Consider the following 19,084-nt stretch of genomic DNA (forward strand, 5'->3'; position numbering starts at 1 on the left):
GGGTCCTGCCGTCAGGCGACGGGGACCTCGGCGGTGGTACGGATCCGGTCCAGCGTCGGCGCGGAGACCGGCGAGGACGCGGTCAGGTACGCCACGAACGCATCCAGGTCGATCATGCCGGTGACCTGGTTCGTGCCGCCCTTGAGGACGGAGAAACCGTCCCCGCCGCCGGCGAGGAAGTTGTTCACCGTGACCCGGTAGGTGCCGGCGTCGGTGACCGCCACGCCGCCGAGGCTGAGGCTGCCCCGGACGACCCGGGTGCCGGCGCACGGGTCGGTGGTGGTGCCGGTGACGCCGTTCACGTCGACCGTGTAGTGGACCGACGAGGACGGGTAGAGCGTCCGGCCGACCACGAACTGCTGCTCCAGCACGCAGTAGAGCTGCGCCCCGGTGAGGTCCAGCGTCACCAGGTTGTTGGCGAACGGCTGGACCGTGAATGCCTCTTCGTAGGTGACCGGGCCGGCGTCGAGGTCGGCGCGGACACCACCGGGGTTCATGAACGCGCCGAGCGCGCCCTGCTCGTTGTCGGTCGCTGCGAACTGCGCGTCGGCGATGACGTTGCCGAGCGGGGACTCACCCTTGGCCGTGCCGAACAGCGTCTCCTGGACGCGGTTGAGCGGCTCGGCGGTCTCGCCGACGACCTTGATGGCGACCGGGCCGAGCGCGGTCTTGTACCGGGTGATCAGCTCGGTCTGGGCCGCGTCCTTCGTGACGTCCCGGGTGACCACGACGTTGTTCGCGCTGGCGGTGAGCACGTCGCCGGTCTTGCGGTCGATCCGCAGGTCGATGTCGGTGACCAGCCGGCCGAAGGAGCTGGCGCTGGTCACCAGCTTGCCGTTGATCTCGCAGTTGTACGCCTGGTGGGTGTGCCCGCTGACGATCGCGTCGATCGACGGGTCCATCCGGTTGACGATGTCGACGACCGGGCCGGTGAAGCCGTTGCAGTCGTTGATGCCGCCGGTGCTCTCCTGCTGGCCGCCCTCGTGCAGCAGCACGACGATGGTCTCCACACCCTGGGCGCGCAGGATGCGGGCGTACTTGTTGGCGGTCTCCGCCTCGTCGGCGAAGGTGAGGCCGGCGACGCCCTCCTGGCTGACGATCTGCGGGGTGCCCTCCAGGGTCATCCCGATGAAGCCGACCTTGACGTTCTCCACCTTCTTGACCGCGTACGGCGGCAGCAGCGGCTGGCCGGTGGCGGTCTTGAACGCGTTCGCGGACAGGTACTTGAAGCCGGCGCCCGCGTACGGGGTGCCGTCGGCGCAGCCGTCGACCGGGTGGCAGCCGCCGTTCTGGATGCGCAGCAGCTCGGCGGCGCCCTCGTCGAACTCGTGGTTGCCGACGCTGGCGAAGTCCAGCCCGGCCATGGTGAGCGACTCGATGGTCGGCTCGTCGTGGAACGCGGCGGAGAGCAGTGGGGAGGCGCCGATCAGGTCGCCGGCGGCGACCGTGATGGTGCGCTCCTGCTCCTCCTCGGTGGCCCCGCGCAGCTTGGCGAGCTGGGTGGCGAGGTACTCGGCGCCGCCGGCGGGCTGCCCGGCGATGGTGCCGCTGGAGCCGGTCGGCGGCTCGAGGTTGCCGTGGAAGTCGTTGATGGCGAGCAGCTTGACGTCGACCGGCGGGGGACCGGCCTCGGCCTGGCTCGGGTGGACGGCGACCGTGCTCAGCGCGGCCGCGGCGAGTGCGGTCAGGCCGATGGCGGCCCGACGCATCCCGGGGACGGACATGGAACTCCTCGTGAGGTTCGGCGTTGGACGCTCGCGGGCGATGGTTCGCCCGGGAACCCTGATCCGTGCCGTGACAGGGGTCGATCGCGGAGGGCGGCGGTCGGGGGTCGCCGCTCTCTTCGAAGGACAGCCTCTCATCTCCTGCCACCGCCGGTCGACCGGGCAAGTCGAACAGACCTGCGGATACGTGAGGTGACCCGGGCCGGACGTTCGGACCATTCCGACATGACGGGTAGGTGAAAGAGCAGCCACGCATGCCGTCGGATTTCCGTCGGTGGCTCCGACCAGGATGGAGACGACGGACGACGGAAGGATCCGGGAGATGAGTGGGACGACCCTGACGGTGGGCACGGCGCGCTCCGCCGACGGCACGACCATCGCGTACGAGCGCTCCGGCGACGGGCCGGCCATCGTGCTGGTCGGCGGCGCTTTCAACGACCGCTCCACCACCCGCGCGATCGCCGCCGAACTGGCCGCGGACTTCACCGTCCTCGGCTACGACCGGCGTGGCCGGGGCGACAGCGGTGACACCACCCCGTACGCGGTCGAGCGGGAGATCGAGGACCTCGCCGCGGTGATCGACGCGGCCGGCGGCACCGCGTACCTCTACGGCGTCTCGTCCGGGGCGATCCTCGCCGCCCTGGCCACCGCCGCCGGCCTGCCGGTCGCCGGGCTGGCCCTGTTCGAGCCGCCGTTCCAGGTCGGGCCGCACGCCGGGTCCCGCACGTCGATCGCCGGGCGGCTGGCCGAGCTGGTCGCGGCGGGCCTGCGGGGTGACGCGGTCGAGTGCTTCATGGTGGACGCGGTGGGCATCCCCACCGAGCAGGTGCGCGGGATGCGCGGGCAGCCGATGTGGCCGTGGCTGGAGGCGATGGCCCCGACGCTGGTCTACGACAGCACCGTCACCGGCGACGGCACGCTCCCCGCCGGGCGGCTCGCCGCGATCACCGCCCCGACGGTCGTGGTGGACAGCACCGGCAGCCCGGCCTGGCTGCGCGCCGCGGCGCGGGCGACCGCCGAGGCGGTCCCGGGCGCCCGGCACGTCAGCCTGGAGGGCGGCTTCCACGAGGTGCCCGCCGAGCGGCTCGCCCCCGCACTGCGCCGCGCCCTGCTCGGCTGACCGGCGGCCCCCCGGCATGGCCGGCCCGGGGCCGGTCAGTGCCCGGGTGCCGCGTCTCGTACCGGCCCGGGCCGACCGTGGCCCGGCTGTCGGCCACCGCCACGTCGACCAGGTCAAGCTCGGTGCCGGGCGGGGTGCAGGTCCGATCCGTGCGCGACGTACCAGAGCAGGTCCACCGTCGGGGCCTGCTCAGAACCCGCAGGTCTGCCCGGCGGCGTGGCTGACCTGCACGGTGTGCGTGACGCAGCCGCCCCCGGTCACCCGGTGCAGCAGGAAGGCGGTCGGCTCGTCCACCCAACCGATCTCGTCGTCGGCGGTCATGGTGAGCGACGCCTGCCGCCAGGTGCTCGGCGCGACGGTGAGCACGGTGCCGGCGTACCCGGTGGTCACCGCGCGGTGCAGGTGGCCGGCGGCGACGCGGACCACGTGGGGGTGCCGGCGGATCACCTCGGCGAGCGCGTCGCCGTCGGCGAGCCGGATCGCGTCGGCGGCCGGGACGCCGACGGCGGCCGGCGGGTGGTGCAGGCAGACCATCGCCGGCACCTCCGGACGGCCGGCCAGCACGCCGTCGAGCCAGCCGAGCTGGTCGTCGCCGAGCCGGCCGCCGCCCTCACCGGGCACCAGCGAGTCCAGCACCACGACGGTCATATCCGGATGATCGACGTGGTAGTACGCGGAGAAGCCACCGCCCAGGTACGGCGTGCCGCCGAAGGCGTCGAGCAGCGACTCCCGGTCGTCGTGGTTGCCGGTCACCAGGTGCACCGGCAGCGGGTAGCGGCCGATCAGCTCGCGCAGCGCCGCGTACTCGTCGGGGCGGCCCTGGTCGACCAGGTCGCCGGTGATCACCACGCAGTCCGGGCGGGGGCGCAGCGCCAGCGCGCGGCCGAGCGCGCGGTGCAGCCCGGCGGCGGGAGCGTCGGCGAGCACGCCGGTGGTCAGGTGCGGGTCACTCAGCTGGGCGATGAGCATGGCTCCTCCACTGCGACCGGGACCCTCACGCTAACCCCCCGGAGGCCCCCGCCGGGTACCCACAGGCCGCGTCCACAGCCTGTGGATGGCACATGTGTACGAACGCTGGGTGATCTTGCCGTGGGCGGAGCGCGACGGGCTGAGTACGCTTGATCGCAGTCCCGGCGCCGACCGGGCCCCTCCCCCACCTGGAAAGACGTGGATCACCAGCGAGTCGTCCGGGACGTCACGGTCCGCCTGCCGATGGCGTCGACCGCCGTCGAGGCGTGCCAGTGGACGGTGAGCACGCTCGCCCGGCACGCCCCCGCCACGATCTCCGTCCTGCTCCAGGTCCACGACCGGCTCCGCTGCGTCGCGGCGACCGGCTCCTGGCAGGTCTTCTCCACCGTGCCACCGAAGTCCGGCATCGTCGGCCGGGTGTACGCCTCCGGCGCGGGCGCCACCGTCCCCGACGTCGCCGACGACCCCGACTACCTCCCTTTACGCCCCGACGTCACCGCCGAGATCTGCGTACCGGTGTGCGACCCGGCGGGCCGCCCGATCGGCGTGCTCGACCTGCAGTGGAGCGAGCCGGCCGAGCTGGACCGGTGGCGGGAGACCGCCGAGCGGCTGGCCGACCGACTTGGCGCCCGGATCACGGCCCTCGGCGGCCCGCCAGCCGAGAGCCGCAGCGAGAAGCTGCTCCGGCACGCCACCGCGATGACCTCCGCCCCCACCGAGTGGGACCTGATGACCGCCGCGATCGGCGCCGCGCGGGACGTCTCCACCCTCGCCGCCGCCGTGCTGGTGCTCCACGGCCGGCGCGGCCCACGGCTCTCCGCGCCGACCGGAGCTCCGGGGGAGCTGGAGTCCCGGATCCGCGCCGAGCTGACCGAGGCGGGCGCGGGTCCGCTCGGCCGGATCGTCACCCGCGCCCACCGGCACGGCTCGGCGTACACGCTGGGCGAGGCGGGGCATCCGCCGACCGACGAGTACCTGCCACTGGCCCGGGCCGGGGTGCGGACCCTGGTGTCGGTGCCGGTCGGCCCGCCCGACTCCGGCGGGGTGCTGCTGGTGGCCGACGAGCGGCTGCTGAAGCCGGACCCGACCACGGTCAACCTGATCGAGCTGCTCGCCGGGCAGGCGTGGGGTGCGCTGGACCGGCTGCGTACCCTCGCCCAGCTGCGCGAGCAGGCCAGCTCCGACCCGCTCACCGGGCTGCGGCACACCGGGCCGTTCGGCCGGCGGATCGCGGCGGCCACGCCGGGGCGTACCGCCCTGCTCGCCATCGACGTGGACGGCTTCAAGACCGTCAACGACACGTACGGCCACCAGGCCGGCGACCGGCTGCTGGTCAGCCTGGCCCGGGCCCTGGAGGGGGCGCTGCGACACGGCGACGAGCTGTACCGGACCGGCGGCGACGAGTTCGTCGCGGTGATCGAGGTGAGCCGCCCGGAGGAGGCGGTCCGGATCGCCGAGCGCCTCACCGAGGCGGCGAGACGCACCGGCCGCACCATCAGCGTCGGCGTCGCCCTCCCCCACCCCGGGGAACCGGCGGAGGTCACCCTCCGCCGCGCCGACCAGGCCCTCTACACGGCGAAACGCCAGGGCCGCGACGCCGTCCGCCTCTCCGCCGCCTGACCGCACCCCGGCGCCGCGCGATCTTGCACTTTCGGCCCTTGATTCGCGGCCGTCGCCCCATTTGCCCGGGCACGAAGTGCAAGATCGCGGGGGCGGGGAGGAGGGGGGAGGGGGGAGGGGTCAGCGGGGGGTCAGTTCCCTGGCCAGGAGTTCGGCGATCTGGGCGGTGTTGAGGGCGGCGCCCTTGCGGAGGTTGTCGCCGGTGACGAAGAGGTCGAGGGCTCTGGGGTCGTCCAGGGCGCGGCGGATGCGGCCCACCCAGGAGGGGTCGGTGCCGACCGCGTCGATGGGCATCGGGAACTCGCCGGCGGCCGGGTCGTCGACCAGGATCACGCCGGGGGCGTTGCGCAGCGCCTCGCGGGCGCTCTCCGCGTCCACCTCGGTGGCGAAGACCGCGTGCACCGCAACCGAGTGACCGGTCACCACCGGCACCCGTACGCAGGTGGCGGAGACCTTCAGGTCGGGCAGCCCGAGGATCTTGCGCGACTCGTTGCGGATCGTCATCTCCTCGGAGGACCAGCCCCCGTCGCCGAACGACCCGACCCACGGCACCACGTTGAGCGCCAGCGGCGCCGGGAAGGGGCCGAGCTCGTCGCCGACCGCCTGCCGCACGTCGCCGGGGCGGGAGCCGAGCACCCGGTCACCGGCGATCTTCCCGAGCTGGAGGTGCAGCGCGTCCACGCCGGCCTGACCCGCCCCCGACACCGCCTGGTACGACGCGAGCACCAGCTCGCGCAGCCCGTACTCGCGGTGCAGCGGGGCGATCGCCACGATCATGGCGAGGGTGGTGCAGTTGGCGTTGGCGATGATCCCCCTGGGCCGGTTGCGCACCTGCTCCGGGTTGATCTCCGGCACCACCAGCGGGACGTCCCGGTCCATCCGGAACGCGCCGGAGTTGTCGACCGCCACCGCGCCCCGGGCGACCGCGACCGGCGCCCAGTCGACGGAGACCTCGTCCGGCACGTCGAACATCGCCACGTCGACGCCGTCGAAGGCCTCCGGGGTGAGGGCCTGGACGGTGAGTTCCTCGCCCCGGCAGCGCACCGTCCGCCCGACCGAGCGCTCGGAGGCGAGCAGCCGGATCTCGCCCCACACGTTGCGCCGGGAGGAGAGCAGCTCGCACATCACGGTGCCGACGGCACCGGTCGCCCCGACCACGGCAAGGGTGGGCAGCGCCGTCATCGGCGCTACCGTCCCGTCCCCGCGTAGACCACGGCTTCGGAATCGCCGCCGAGCTCGAACGCGTCGTGGATGGCCCGGACCGCCTTGTCCAGGTCGGTGTCCCGGCAGACCACGGAGACCCGGATCTCCGAGGTGGAGATCATCTCGATGTTGACACCGGCCGCGCCGAGCGCGGAGAAGAAGCCGGCGGCCACACCGGGGTGCGAGCGCATGCCGGCGCCGATCAGCGACACCTTGCCGACGTGGTCGTCGTAGAGCAGGCCCTTGAACTTGACCTGCTCCTGGATCTTGCTGAGCGCGGCCATCGCGGTGGGGCCGTCGGTCTTGGGCAGGGTGAACGAGATGTCCGTCCGGCCGGTGCCCTCGGTGGAGACGTTCTGCACGATCATGTCGATGTTGATCTCGGCACCGGCCACGGTGTCGAAGATCCGCGCGGCCGCACCCGGCTCGTCGGGCACGCCGACGATCGTGATCTTGGCTTCGCTGCGGTCGTGGGCGACCCCGGTGATCAGTGCCTGTTCCACGGGAAGGTCCTCCATCGATCCGGTGACCATGGTGCCGGTGTTGGTCGAGTATGACGAACGGACGTGGATCGGCAACCCCGCGCGCCGCGCGTACTCCACGCTGCGCAGGTGCAGCACCTTGGCGCCGCAGGCGGCCAGCTCCAGCATCTCCTCGTAGGTGATCTGCCGGATGTGCCGGGCGTTGGGCACGATCCGCGGGTCGGCGCTGAAGATGCCGTCCACGTCGGTGTAGATCTCGCAGACGTCGGCGTCCAGCGCGGCGGCGAGCGCCACGGCGGTGGTGTCGGACCCGCCCCGGCCAAGCGTGGTGACGTCCTTGGTGTCCTGCGAGACGCCCTGGAAGCCGGCGACGATCACCACCGCGCCCTCGTCGAGCGCGCCCTTGAGCCGGCCCGGGGTGACGTCGATGATCCGCGCCCTGCCGTGCACCGAGGTGGTGATCACGCCGGCCTGCGAACCGGTGAACGAGCGGGCCTCGTACCCCAGGTTGTGGATGGCCATGGCGAGCAGCGCCATGGAGATCCGCTCCCCCGCGGTGAGCAGCATGTCCAGCTCGCGGCCCGGCGGCAGCGGGCTGACCTGGTTGGCCAGGTCGAGCAGCTCGTCGGTGGTGTCGCCCATCGCGGAGACCACCACCACGACGTCGTCGCCGGCCTTGCGGGCGGCGACGATGCGCTCGGCCACCCGCTTGATCCGCTCGGCGTTGGCGACGGAGGACCCGCCGTACTTCTGCACCACGAGTGCCACGACGGTGCACTCCCTCCCAGCGACGACCCTGAGCGTGCCGACGCCGCCGGCGTCGGAGTCCGGCGGCGCGTGTCAGACCTCCTCAGGGTATCGGGCGGTCCACGAGGCCGGGTCAGGTGACCCCACCATCCGGCGGGAGCCGACGGTCGGACGGTGGGTCCCGGCGCAGGTCCGGCGGCGCGCGACACGCCGTCGGGCCACCGCTCGGACGGGCCCGGCGGCGGCGCCGGCACGGCGCAGAATGTTCCGGTGCATGCCCACCCGCGCACGGCGCGTCGGATGTCCGGCGCCCTGTCCCTGATCCTCCCGGCGCTCCTCGCCGCCTGCACCGCCGACGGGCCGGTGACGGCCTCCGGGACCCCACCCGCGTCCACCGCCGCCGCGCCGACGGAGGTGGAGGCGGCCCGCGATGAGCTGGCCGCGCTGGCGGCGGCGGCGCAGGACCGCCACCTGACCGCCCGGTACACCCTGACCGGCACCGACGGCCCGGCCCGGGACATCACGGTGACCAGCGCGAACGACGGCACCTGGCGGGTCGACGTCCCGGGCGGGGCGCTCGGCGGCACGGCCGACGTGTCGCTCGCCGCCACCGCCGACGGGCTCTTCCAGTGCGGCCTGCCGTCGGCCGGACGACCCGAGGCCGCCAGCTGCGTACGCCTCGGCGACCGGGACGACGTCCTGCCCCGCCGGCTGGACCCACGGGTGCAGCACCCGTTCACCGACTGGCTGCCGGTGCTCACCGACCGACGGGCGCCGCTCTCGGTCTCCGCCGCCGCTGCTCCGCCCGGCGCGACCGGGAGCTGCTACGCGGTGGAAACCACCTCCGCCTCGCTGAACCCGCCGCTGGACGTGGGCATCTACTGCTACGACCGGGACGGCACACCCACCTTCGTGCGGGCGGCGCTCGGCACGCTGACCCTGGCCGGGCCGCCCGGGCCGGCGCCGGCCACCGCGCCGCTGGCCGGCCCGGTGGTGGATGCCGAGCCGCTGGGCGTCGCCGCGCCGACCCCGTCGGGGAGCCCGGGCGCGGGAACGTCCTGACCCGGCGTGGCGTTACGGGTGCTCTTGGCCACATCTGTCCGACCCGGCCCTTCCGGCGAATCGCCCATACGGGACGCTCTCCCTATGACCGACCTCACCCCGCTGCTCGCGTACCGCTGGAGTCCCCGGGCCTTCGACCCGGACGCCGAACTGACCGGCGACGAGGCGGCCTCGCTGCTGGAGGCCGCTCGCTGGGCACCCTCGACGGGCAACGCCCAGCCCTGGCGGTTCGCCCTCGGGCACCGGGACGACGAGACGTGGAAGCGGATCCTGGTCAGCCTGCCGGCGGGCGACCAGCGCTGGGCGCGGCACGCCGCCGCACTGGTGGTCGGCGCGCACGCCGGCCTCGACCCGGAGCGGGCGGCGTACGACCTGGGCCAGGCGATGGCCCACCTGACCGTGCAGGCCACCGCGCTCGGCCTGCACGTGCACCAGCTGACCGGCCTGGACCGCGCCACGCTCGCCGCCGAGCTGGCCTTGCCGCCCGGGGTACGCCCGCTGGTGGTGGCCGCCGTCGGGCGGCTCGGCGACCCGTTCAGCCTCCCCGAGGAGCTGCGGCACCGGGAGGCCGCGCTGCGCCGCCGGCGCCCGGTCGCCGCCCTGCTGCTCCGCTGACCCGGCCGGCGGTCACTCGCCCCGGCTGGCCCGGAGCAGGACGGCCGCCGCCTCGGTCCCCCGGTAGAGCACGTGCCGGCCCTGCCGGACCCGGGAGACCAGCCCGGCGGCGTGCAGGGCGGCCAGGTGCTGGGAGACGTTGCCGCACGACATCCCGGTCCGCAGCGCCAGGTCGGTGGTGGTGGACGCGGTGTCCAGCCGGGCGAGCAGCGCCGCCCGGCCCGCCCCGATCACCCGGGCCAGCGGATCGCCGGCCGCGGACGGGACCGCCTCCCAGAGGGTGGCCACCGCCCGCACCGGGTACGTCCCGCCCGGCGGCGAGGCCTCCAGCAGGTTCCACAGCACCCGGCGGCCGGTGAAGACGCCGGGGTTGAGTGCCAGCCCCCGCCCGCCCAGGTCGAAGTCGAGCCGCCACGGGTCGTCGCTGACCACCCGGTCACCGGCCCAGCGCAGGGTGGGGTGCAACCGGTCGAAGAGCTGGCCGGCGCCCTGCTCGGCGAGCAGGCCGGCCCGGTGGGCGATGTCCGCCTCCAGCAGGGCCCGCATCCGCGGCCAGTCCGGGGCGATCGCCTCGTCGTACCAGACCCGCAGGGCGGTGACCAGGCACGGCAGCAGGGCGGCCGGCTCGACCAGGAGCGCCTGGCCGAACGCGCCGAGCGGTCGCTTCCGGGTGGTGGCCAGCAGGTCGCGGACCACCACGTCCGGCCCGGTGGCGGCGATCTGGTCGAGCTGCTCGTCGAAGGTGACGTCCGGCCGGGACGGCGGCGGGGTCAGAAAATCGGGCAGCCAGCGCCGCAGCCCGGTCAGCTCGACCAGCGGCCCCACCCGCGCGGCCACCTCGGGGCGCCGCACGATCGCCCGGGCCCGGTCGATCCAGGGCAGGTGCACCGCGTTGCGGACCGGCTCGCGGAGCGCCCAGTGGCTGGAGACGGTCTCCCAGACCGGGGAGACCCCGAGCCGCACGCCCGCGACGTCGGCCGCGCCGAACCGCAGTTGGGACATCCTTCACCCCCGTCGAGAATTCGGCCCAGCCTAAAAGGCTCGACCCGCCGGTGGGGGGCACGGTTGGCTCGGCGGCCATGGGGACCAGGAACACCATCCGCACCGCCGTCCGGGACGTCGTACCACCGGCCGGGCTGACCCGCGCCCTGGCCGTGCAGGCCACGGTCTACGCGATCGGCCACGGCCTCTTCCAGGCCGGCAGCGCGGTCTTCTTCACCCGGGCGCTCGGGTTGAGCCCGACCCAGGTGGGGCTCGGACTCTCGCTGGCCGCCGGGGTGTCCCTGCTCGGCACGGTCCCGCTCGGCGCGCTCACTGACCGGTACGGCGCGCGGCGGATCTGGCTGGTCGGGCTGCTGGCCGAGGCGGCGCTCTTCGGGGCGTACCCGTTCGTGGGGAGCTTCGCCGGGTTCCTCGCCGTGGTGGTCGCGCTGGCCGCGGTGGACGCGACCGCCGGGGTGGCCCGGCACGTCTACTCGATCAACGTGCTCCCATCGGACCAGCGGGTCACCGCGCTCGCCTACCAGCGCTCGGCGCTCAACGTCGGCTTCGGGCTGGGCGCGGTGATCAGCGGCGTGGTGCTGGCGGTGGACACGATGGCCGCGTACCGGGGAATGGTCTGGTTCAACGCGGCGATGATGCTGGTCACCGCGGTCTTCGTCCGGCGGCTGCCCCGGATCCCGGAGGCGACGCGGCCGGCGGAGAAGACCAGCCGGCTGGCGGTGCTGAGCGACCGGCCGTTCATGGCGGTGTCGCTGCTGTCCGGGCTGCTCAGCTCGCACGGCACGCTCTACCTGGTGGTGCTCCCGCTCTGGGTGCTCAGCCACACCGACGCCCCGCGCATCCTGATCGCCGCGCTGGTGCTGCTGAACACGATCCTCGCCGTGCTGCTCCAGGTCCGCGTCAGCCGGGGCGCCGACACGACCCCCGGCGCCGGCCGGGCGCTGCGCACCGGCGGGCTGCTGATCGCCCTGTTCTGCCTGGTCCTGCCGATCTCCACGCTGACCGGCGGGGTCGCCACGATCGTGGTGCTGGTGATCGCGGCGGTGGTGCTCACCCTCGCCGAACTGGTCCAGTCGGCGGGCATGTGGGGGCTCACCAGCACCCTGCCGCCAGCCACGCACCGCGGCGCGTACGTCGGGGCCTTCCGGCTCGGCGGGCAGCTGCAGTACCTTGCCGCCCCGGCCGGGCTGACCGCGCTCGGGGTCGGCACCGGCGGGTGGGGCTGGCTCCCGATGGCGGCGATGTTCGCCGTCGCCGCGCTCGCGGCGATGCCGCTGGTGGGCTGGGCGGCCCGCCGCCCACGGCTCGGCGAGCCGGCCCCGGAGCCGGAGCCGGCGGCTGCGGCTGCGGCTGCGGCTACGACTCCGGCTGCGGCTCCGGTCTCATAGTCCGGACCTGCCTTCCCACCCCCCGGCCCATCACGTAGGGTCACTCTGTCATGTGGCGGGCGTACCTCCTCCTTGGTCGCCGCGACGAGGCCTGACCGGCCGGCACCTCGTCGCGGAGTCGAACCGCGCCGTCCAGCACATCCGAACTTCTCCTCGGCACCCGCTCGGGCACCGTCGCCCGGCACCTCGCCGACGCCTTCCGATTGCTGACGCCCGACATGACCCACGGGAGCTCTCCGCCATGGCTCAACCCGTCACCGAGACCGATCCGATCGCCCGGCAGCGCCCCAGCCGGATGCCCTTCGCGCGCTACCAGCCCTACCAGCAGCAGTTCCGGATCGACCTGCCGGACCGCAACTGGCCCACCCGGCACGTCGAGGTCGCGCCGCGCTGGTGCGCGGTGGACCTGCGCGACGGCAACCAGGCGCTGATCGACCCGATGTCCCCGGAGCGCAAGCGCCGGATGTTCCAGCTGCTGGTGCAGATGGGCTACAAGGAGATCGAGGTCGGCTTCCCGTCGGCCAGCCAGACCGACTTCGACTTCGTCCGGCAGCTGATCGAGCAGGAACTGATCCCGGAGGACGTCACCATCCAGGTGCTCACCCAGTGCCGGGAGCACCTGATCGAGCGGACCTTCGAATCGCTGCGCGGCGCGCGCCGGGCGATCGTGCACTTCTACAACTCGACCTCGACGCTGCAGCGCCGGGTGGTCTTCGGCCTGGACCGGGACGGCATCACCGACATCGCCACCCAGGGCGCCCGGCTCTGCCAGAAGTACGCGGAGATCCACACCCCGGACACCGACATCCACTACGAGTACTCGCCGGAGTCCTACACGGGCACCGCGCTGGAGTACGCGCTGGAGGTCTGCGCCAAGGTCATCGAGGTGGTCGACCCCACCCCGGACCGCAAGCTGATCGTCAACCTGCCGGCCACCGTCGAGATGGCCATGCCGAACGTGTACGCCGACTCGATCGAGTGGATGCACCGGCACCTGCCCCGCCGGGACAGCCTGGTGCTGAGCCTGCACCCGCACAACGACCGGGGCACCGGGGTGGCCGCCGCCGAGCTGGGCCTGCTGGCCGGCGCGGACCGGATCGAGGGCTGCCTGTTCGGCAACGGCGAGCGCACCGGCAACGTCGACCTGGTGACGCTGGGATTGAACCTCTTTTCCCAGGGCATCGACCCGATGATCGACTTCTCGAACATCGACGAGGTGAAGCGGGCGGTCGAGTACTGCAACCAGCTGCCCGTGCCCGAGCGCCACCCGTACGCCGGCGACCTGGTCTACACCGCGTTCTCCGGCTCCCACCAGGACGCGATCAAGAAGGGCTTCGACGCCCTGGCCGCGGACGCGGCGGCGGCCGGGGTCCCGGTCGACGAGCAGACCTGGGCGGTGCCGTACCTGCCGATCGACCCGAAGGACCTGGGCCGCACCTACGAGGCGGTCATCCGGGTCAACTCGCAGTCCGGCAAGGGCGGCGTCGCGTACATCATGAAGACCGAGCACCAGCTCGACCTGCCGCGCCGGCTCCAGATCGAGTTCTCCGGGGTGGTCCAGCAGCTCACCGACCACGACGGCGGCGAGGTCGACCCGGGCACCATGTGGGAGATCTTCGCCCGCAACTACCTGCTCGACCATCAGGTGGACCCGGCCCTCACGCTGGCCGACTACACGATCGGCACCGCCGAGGGCAAGGTCGAGATCGAGGCCCAGGTCGGTCTCGGCGGCCAGCGGCGGTCACTCGCCGCGGTCGGCAACGGCCCGATCGACGCGTACGTCAACGCGCTCCAGTCGGTGGGCGTGGCGGTGCGGGTGCTCGACTACCACGAGCACGCGCTCTCCTCGGGCGGTGACGCGCAGGCCGCCGCGTACGTGGAGTGCGACGTGGACGGTCGTACGGTCTGGGGGGTCGGCACGGACGCGAACATCGTCACCGCCTCCATCAAGGCGGTCACCAGCGCGGTCAACCGCGCTCGCGGCTGACGTACGGGGCCGGGGCCCGGCTCCGGCCGGGCCCCGGCCGACGCGCGGTCAGACCGGGGTGACCCCGGCGGACCAGCCGTCGCCGAGCACCACCGCCTGGGCGACGACCACCCGCCCACCGTCGAAGGTCATCGCCGGGGAGCCGTGCAGTCGGTAGCCGTCGCCGAGCGCCTCGCTGACCCGGCGGCAGAAGTCGGCGTCGTCCGGCCCGGTCAGCAGCCGGTAGCGCAGCCGGCCATCATGATCGTCCATCCACGGACCGTAGCAACGGTGGCGCCTCGCCGGGTCAGCGGCGCTTCTCCGGCGGGGTCGAGGCGGGCAGGGAGGGGCAGGGCTGGGAGGGCGGGGCCTCCCGGGGTGGGCGGTGGATCAGCACGGCGGCCATCGCCGCGCCGGCCAGCAGCCCGCCCGCGCACCAGAGCAGGGCACCCCGGTACGCGCTGGTCAGCGCGGCACTCTGCTCGTACCCGGTGCCGGAGAGGTCGACCAGCAGCGGCAGCGCGGCCACCGCGAGCAGGCCGCCGGCCCGGGACGCGGCGTTGTTGAAGCCGCTCGCCACCCCGGCGAACCGGTCCGCGACGGCGGCCAGCACCGAGGCGGTCAGCGGCGCCACCACCAGGGTCAGGCCGAGGCCGAAGAGCGTCACCCCGGGCAGCACGTCCCGCCAGTACGACGCGCCCGGGCCGACCCCGCGCAGCAGCAGCAGGCCGAGGGCGGCGATCACCGGGCCGGCGGTGAGCGGCAGCCTCGGGCCGATCTTCGCCGCGAGCGCCCCGGCCCGGGCCGAGCCGAGCAGGAGCAGCACGGTCATCGGGATGGTGGCCAGGCCGGTGCGCAGCGCCGACCAGCCGACCACGTTCTGCAGGTAGACGGCGAGGAAGAAGGTGAAACCGCCGAGCGCCGCGTAGACCACCACGGTGAAGATGTTCAGCACCGAGAAGAGCCGGCTGCTGAAGAGTCCGGTGGGGAGCATGGCGCTGTCCCCACGCCGCCGCTCCACCAGCACGAACACCACCGCGGAGAGGACGCCGACCAGCGCGGCCACCAGCACCGGCAGCGAGCCGACGCCGCGCGCCGGGGCGTCGATCAGCGCGTACGTGATGCCGGCGAGCGCCAGGGCGCCGAGCAGCGCCCCGGTCACGTCGAACCGGCGGCGTCCCGCCCCGGTACGCGAGACGTCCTCGTCCCGGCTCTCCGGCACCCAGCGCAGGGCGGCGAGCACCACGGCCACCGCCAGCGGCAGGTTGATGAAGAAGATCCACCGCCAGGAGAGGGCGTCGATCAGCCACCCGCCGAGGAGCGGGCCGAGGGCGGTGGAGACGCCGGAGAGCCCGGCCCAGGCGCCGATGGCCCGGCCCCGGTCGTCCGGGTGGAAGCTGGCCTGGAGCACCGACAGTGAGCCGGGGGTGAGCAGCGCGCCGCCGGCCCCCTGGAGGAAGCGGGCGGCGATCAGCTGGCCGGTGTCCTGCGACAGGCCGCAGAGGACGGAGGCGACCGCAAACCAGACCACCCCGAGCAGGAAGACCCGCCGCCGGCCGAAGCGATCCCCGAGCGCCCCGCCGAGCAGCACGAACGCGGCGAGCATCAGCAGGTAGCCGTTGATGGTCCATTGCAGATCGGCGACGGTGGCGTCGAGTTCGGCGCCGAGCCGGGGCAGTGCCACGTTGACGACCGTGCTGTCGAGGAAGACCATGCCGGAGGCGAGGATCGCCGCGAGCAGGGTTCCCCGACCGGCGGGGGTGCCCACCCGGAGCGCGTGAGCGGGAGTCGTCATGGGTACCAATCTGCCCGGACCGCCGTGGAGACGCCACGAAACGCGGAAACCACGCTTGGGTACTGTGCGGGATCGCCCGGAGCCCGCAAGCTGGAGAGGTGTCGTCTGTGCGTACCAGATCAGGAGCCCGTGCGGCGGTGGCGGCCGCGCTGGCCACGGCGCTCGCCCTCGGCGTGGGTGGCTGCGACATCGCCATCGACGAGCCGGAGGCGCCGCCGAGCGGCGCCGGCAACGTCGGTGAGCAGCTGGCCGAGCTGACCGTCGCGTCCGCCGGCTCGATGAAGGGTTACAGCCGGGCACGCTTCCCGCACTGGCGGGACACCGGCACGAACTGCGACGTGCGGGACAGCGTGTTGAAGCGGGACGGGAAGGACATCCGGCTCTCCGGCTGCAACGTGGTGGCCGGGCGGTGGTCGAGCGTCTACGACGGCCGGACCTTCACCGATCCCTCCGACGTGGACATCGACCACATGGTCCCGCTCGCCAACGCCTGGCGTTCCGGGGCCGACGAGTGGGACGACGCGAAGCGTGGCAACTTCGCCAACGACGTGACCCGACCGCAGCTCATCGCGGTTTCCGCGACCTCCAACCGGGCAAAGGGTGACCAGGACCCGTCGCAGTGGAAGCCAGCGAACCGCTCGTACTGGTGCAAGTACGCGGAAAACTGGGTGACGGTCAAACACTACTGGCGGCTGACGGTGACCAGTGCCGAGAAGGCCGCTCTCGGCGACATGTTGGAGGGTTGCACATGGGCGAGCAAGCGGTGACCGGGGCCGGGGCGAGGCCCGCCCCGGAGAAGATGCCGGACGCCGGCGGGGACGGCACCGCCGCGGCCATCGGCGAGGGCGGTGCCGGCCCCGCGCCGGCGCCCGGCGCCACCACCGCCGGGATGAATGCCGACGGTAGGCCGGCCGAGTCCGCCGAGGTGCCGGGCGCCGGCATGCACGCCGACGCGGGCGGCACCGGAGCACCGCGGGAGCTGACCGCGGACCTGACCGCCGGGCCGGGCGGGGTGATGACCGACGAGGTCGGCGTGGTCACCGGCGAGCTGACCTTGAAGACCGGGTACGCCGACGGCCAGGTCACCCTCGCGGTCCAGTACAAGGACGCCGACGAGTGGTACGCGGTCACCGGCGCGAAGGCGAAACTGGACGACCCGGCGGGCCTGGACGCGGTGCACGCGATCGCGGTCGCGCTGCTCAACCGGCCGGAGGGCTGAGACCCGACGAGGCCCCCTTCCCCGGGCGGGGAAGGGGGCCTCGTCACGTCCTCACGGGGTGGGGATCAGCTCGCCGGGGTCACCCGGTGCCGCCCCGTCGTCCGGCCGGACCAGCTCCGGCTCGACCTCGTGCGGGCGGATCCGCCCGGCCGCGATGTCCTCGGCGAAGTGGCAGGCCACCCGGTGACCGGTGACCACCTCGCGCAGCGCCGGCCGCTCGTCGGCGCAGCGGGTCGGCTGCGCCCACGGGCACCGGGTGTGGAACCGGCACCCGGCCGGCGGGTTGGTCGGCGAGGGCAGGTCACCGGCGAGCAGGATCCGCTCACGGCGATCCTCCACCAGCGGGTCCGGCACCGGCACCGCCGACATCAGCGCCCTGGTGTACGGGTGCATCGGCTCGCGGTAGAGGTCGTCGCTGGACGCCTCCTCCACCAGTCCGCCCAGGTACATCACGCCCACCGTGTCGGCGATGTGCCGGACCACCGCCAGGTCGTGCGCGATGATCAGGTACGTCAGCCCGCGCTCGTTCTGCAGGTCCTCCATCAGGTTGAGCACCTGCGCCTGGATCGACACGTCGAGCGCCGAGACCGGCTCGTCGGCGACGATCAGCTCCGGGTTGAGCACCAGCGCCCGGGCGATGCCGATCCGCTGCCGCTGGCCGCCGGAGAACTCGTGCGGGTACTTGCTCAGCGCCGAGGCGGGCAGGCCGACCGCGTCCAGGGTCTCCCGCAGCCGCCTGCTCGTCTCCGCCTTGTCGTCGGCCAGCCCGTGCGCCTTGAGCCCCTCGACCAGCAGCGACTCCACCGACTGCCGGGGGTCGAGGCTGGACAGCGGGTCCTGGAAGATCATCTGCATCCGGCGCCGGGCCCGGCGCATCGTCTCGCCCTTGAGCTGGCGGACGTCGGTGCCGTCGAAGACGATCTCGCCATCGGTCGGCTCGACCAGCCGGAGCAGGCCCCGGCCCAGCGTGGACTTGCCGCAGCCCGACTCACCGACCAGCCCGTACGTCTCACCCGCGTTGATCGACAGCGAGACGCCGTCGACCGCGTAGACGTACCCGACGGTGCGGTCGAAGAGCAGGCCGCTCTTGATCGGGAAGTGGACCTTGAGGTCACGCAGTTCGACCAGTGGTCCGGTCCGCTCGGTCACGGTACCGCCACCTCCTCGGAAACGGGGTTGTTGCAGCGAAGGTCGCCGCCGGTGGCGGTGGGCTCGAGCGGAGGCGAGCCCTCCAGGCAGGCGTCCACCACGTTGTCGCAGCGGGGCGCGAAGGCGCACCCCTCCGCCCACGGGATGTTGTCGGACACCGAGCCGCGGATGGCGTGCAGCCGCTCGCCGCGCGGCGAGTCCAGCCGCGGCACCGAGCTGAGCAGCCCGTGCGTGTACGGGTGCCGCGCCCGGGCGAACAGCTCGTGCCGCGGCGCCCGCTCCACCACCTTGCCGCCGTAGAGCACGTTGACCGTGTCGCAGAGGCCGGCCACCACGCCCAGGTCGTGCGTGATCATGATGAGCGCGGTGCCGGTCTCGTCGACCAGCTGCTTGAGCAGGGTGAGGATCTGCGCCTGGATGGTCACGTCCAGCGCGGTGGTCGGCTCGTCCGCGATCAGCAGCCGCGGCTTGCAGGCCAGCGCGATGGCGATCAGCGCGCGCTGCCGCATGCCGCCGGACAGCTGGTGCGGGTACTCCACCAACCGCCGGTCCGGGTCCGGGATGCCGACCGCGTCGAGCAGCTCCCGGGCCTCCCGGAGCGCCTTCTTGCGGCCCATCCCCTGGTGCCGCTCCAACACCTCGGCGACCTGAACGCCAATCGGGATCACCGGGTTCAGCGAGGAGAGCGGGTCCTGGAAGATCATGCCGATGTCCCGGCCGCGCCGGTCCCGCATGTCGTCCGGGCGGAGCTTGAGCAGGTCGGCGCCGTCGAAGAGCACCTCGCCGGTGACCTTGTTGCCCCGCTTCGGCAGCAGACCCATGATCGCCAGGCTGGTCACACTCTTGCCGCAGCCGGACTCGCCGACCAGGCCGACGGTCTGCCCCGGCTCCACGCTGAAGCTCACCTTGTCGACGGCGGTGAACGGCCGCTCGCCCCGCCGCTGGAACACCACGCTCAGGTCGCGTACGTCGAGCAGGCTCATCGGGTCACTTCCTCTCGCCGGCCGTAGCCGGCCGTGCTGC

The 19,084-nt window shown here is 73.5% G+C and carries 17 protein-coding genes; 8 read left to right on the forward strand and 9 right to left on the reverse strand.

Features of this window, described 5'->3' with window-relative positions:
* Nucleotides 1–11: 11 nt before the first annotated feature.
* On the reverse strand, nucleotides 12–1,724 hold the full coding sequence (locus tag ACLQ2U_RS03300) for a bifunctional metallophosphatase/5'-nucleotidase (protein ID WP_425749020.1): 1,713 nt from the start codon (nucleotides 1,722–1,724) through the stop codon (nucleotides 12–14).
* Between the two features lie 322 nt (nucleotides 1,725–2,046).
* On the opposite strand from ACLQ2U_RS03300, the gene ACLQ2U_RS03305 reads away from it, so the two are divergent.
* On the forward strand, nucleotides 2,047–2,844 hold the full coding sequence (locus ACLQ2U_RS03305; protein ID WP_425749021.1) for an alpha/beta fold hydrolase: 798 nt from the start codon (nucleotides 2,047–2,049) through the stop codon (nucleotides 2,842–2,844).
* Nucleotides 2,845–3,033: 189 nt separating this feature from the next.
* Here ACLQ2U_RS03305 and ACLQ2U_RS03310 read toward each other — a convergent pair whose 3' ends face one another.
* Nucleotides 3,034–3,813, reverse strand: coding sequence for a phosphodiesterase (locus ACLQ2U_RS03310; RefSeq protein ID WP_425749022.1), 780 nt, complete (start codon nucleotides 3,811–3,813; stop codon nucleotides 3,034–3,036).
* A gap of 243 nt (nucleotides 3,814–4,056) precedes the next feature.
* Here ACLQ2U_RS03310 and ACLQ2U_RS03315 point away from each other — a divergent pair, with 243 nt between their 5' ends.
* A complete protein-coding gene (locus ACLQ2U_RS03315; RefSeq protein WP_425749327.1) occupies nucleotides 4,057–5,433 on the forward strand; it encodes a diguanylate cyclase in 1,377 nt (458 codons plus the stop codon).
* Between the two features lie 120 nt (nucleotides 5,434–5,553).
* Here ACLQ2U_RS03315 and ACLQ2U_RS03320 read toward each other — a convergent pair whose 3' ends face one another.
* Nucleotides 5,554–6,615, reverse strand: coding sequence for an aspartate-semialdehyde dehydrogenase (locus ACLQ2U_RS03320; RefSeq protein ID WP_425749023.1), 1,062 nt, complete (start codon nucleotides 6,613–6,615; stop codon nucleotides 5,554–5,556).
* Between the two features lie 5 nt (nucleotides 6,616–6,620).
* Nucleotides 6,621–7,886: an aspartate kinase gene (locus ACLQ2U_RS03325; RefSeq protein WP_425749024.1), complete on the reverse strand. Its 1,266-nt coding sequence runs from the start codon at nucleotides 7,884–7,886 to the stop codon at nucleotides 6,621–6,623.
* Between the two features lie 249 nt (nucleotides 7,887–8,135).
* Here ACLQ2U_RS03325 and ACLQ2U_RS03330 point away from each other — a divergent pair, with 249 nt between their 5' ends.
* Both ACLQ2U_RS03330 and ACLQ2U_RS03335 read left to right on the forward strand, forming a co-directional pair.
* Nucleotides 8,136–8,927 carry a hypothetical protein gene (locus ACLQ2U_RS03330; RefSeq protein WP_425749025.1) on the forward strand — a complete coding sequence of 264 codons (792 nt, stop codon included), beginning with the start codon at nucleotides 8,136–8,138 and terminating at the stop codon, nucleotides 8,925–8,927.
* 84 nt (nucleotides 8,928–9,011) lie between these two features.
* Nucleotides 9,012–9,542 (forward strand): nitroreductase family protein, encoded by a 531-nt coding sequence (locus ACLQ2U_RS03335; RefSeq protein WP_425749026.1) that lies wholly within the window; start codon nucleotides 9,012–9,014, stop codon nucleotides 9,540–9,542.
* 12 nt (nucleotides 9,543–9,554) lie between these two features.
* Here ACLQ2U_RS03335 and ACLQ2U_RS03340 read toward each other — a convergent pair whose 3' ends face one another.
* Nucleotides 9,555–10,544 (reverse strand): ArsR family transcriptional regulator, encoded by a 990-nt coding sequence (locus tag ACLQ2U_RS03340; protein ID WP_425749027.1) that lies wholly within the window; start codon nucleotides 10,542–10,544, stop codon nucleotides 9,555–9,557.
* 77 nt (nucleotides 10,545–10,621) lie between these two features.
* Between ACLQ2U_RS03340 and ACLQ2U_RS03345 the strand changes: the two genes are divergently transcribed.
* Nucleotides 10,622–11,932 carry an MFS transporter gene (locus tag ACLQ2U_RS03345; RefSeq protein WP_425749028.1) on the forward strand — a complete coding sequence of 437 codons (1,311 nt, stop codon included), beginning with the start codon at nucleotides 10,622–10,624 and terminating at the stop codon, nucleotides 11,930–11,932.
* A gap of 241 nt (nucleotides 11,933–12,173) precedes the next feature.
* Nucleotides 12,174–13,919 carry a 2-isopropylmalate synthase gene (gene leuA / locus ACLQ2U_RS03350; protein ID WP_425749029.1) on the forward strand — a complete coding sequence of 582 codons (1,746 nt, stop codon included), beginning with the start codon at nucleotides 12,174–12,176 and terminating at the stop codon, nucleotides 13,917–13,919.
* A gap of 48 nt (nucleotides 13,920–13,967) precedes the next feature.
* Here the strand turns inward: leuA and ACLQ2U_RS03355 are convergent, their stop codons facing one another.
* Both ACLQ2U_RS03355 and ACLQ2U_RS03360 read right to left on the reverse strand, forming a co-directional pair.
* Nucleotides 13,968–14,171 carry a DUF1737 domain-containing protein gene (locus tag ACLQ2U_RS03355; protein WP_425749030.1) on the reverse strand — a complete coding sequence of 68 codons (204 nt, stop codon included), beginning with the start codon at nucleotides 14,169–14,171 and terminating at the stop codon, nucleotides 13,968–13,970.
* A gap of 34 nt (nucleotides 14,172–14,205) precedes the next feature.
* The gene (locus ACLQ2U_RS03360) at nucleotides 14,206–15,693 is read right to left on the reverse strand and encodes an MFS transporter (protein WP_425749031.1); all 1,488 of its coding nucleotides are present in this window, start codon (nucleotides 15,691–15,693) and stop codon (nucleotides 14,206–14,208) included.
* A gap of 107 nt (nucleotides 15,694–15,800) precedes the next feature.
* On the opposite strand from ACLQ2U_RS03360, the gene ACLQ2U_RS03365 reads away from it, so the two are divergent.
* Complete coding sequence (locus ACLQ2U_RS03365; RefSeq protein ID WP_425749032.1) at nucleotides 15,801–16,460, forward strand: HNH endonuclease family protein; 660 nt, start codon at nucleotides 15,801–15,803, stop codon at nucleotides 16,458–16,460.
* Nucleotides 16,442–16,912 carry a hypothetical protein gene (locus ACLQ2U_RS03370; RefSeq protein WP_425749033.1) on the forward strand — a complete coding sequence of 157 codons (471 nt, stop codon included), beginning with the start codon at nucleotides 16,442–16,444 and terminating at the stop codon, nucleotides 16,910–16,912. The genes ACLQ2U_RS03365 and ACLQ2U_RS03370 overlap by 19 nt, the downstream gene beginning before the upstream one ends.
* A gap of 51 nt (nucleotides 16,913–16,963) precedes the next feature.
* Here the strand turns inward: ACLQ2U_RS03370 and ACLQ2U_RS03375 are convergent, their stop codons facing one another.
* Nucleotides 16,964–18,061: an ABC transporter ATP-binding protein gene (locus ACLQ2U_RS03375; RefSeq protein ID WP_425749034.1), complete on the reverse strand. Its 1,098-nt coding sequence runs from the start codon at nucleotides 18,059–18,061 to the stop codon at nucleotides 16,964–16,966.
* Nucleotides 18,058–19,044 carry an ABC transporter ATP-binding protein gene (locus ACLQ2U_RS03380; protein WP_425749035.1) on the reverse strand — a complete coding sequence of 329 codons (987 nt, stop codon included), beginning with the start codon at nucleotides 19,042–19,044 and terminating at the stop codon, nucleotides 18,058–18,060. Before ACLQ2U_RS03380 ends, ACLQ2U_RS03375 begins: the two co-directional genes overlap by 4 nt.
* Nucleotides 19,045–19,084: the final 40 nt, after the last annotated feature.

It is taken from the genome of Micromonospora sp. DT47, assembly GCF_049844475.1.
Classification (GTDB): Bacteria; Actinomycetota; Actinomycetes; order Mycobacteriales; family Micromonosporaceae; genus Micromonospora.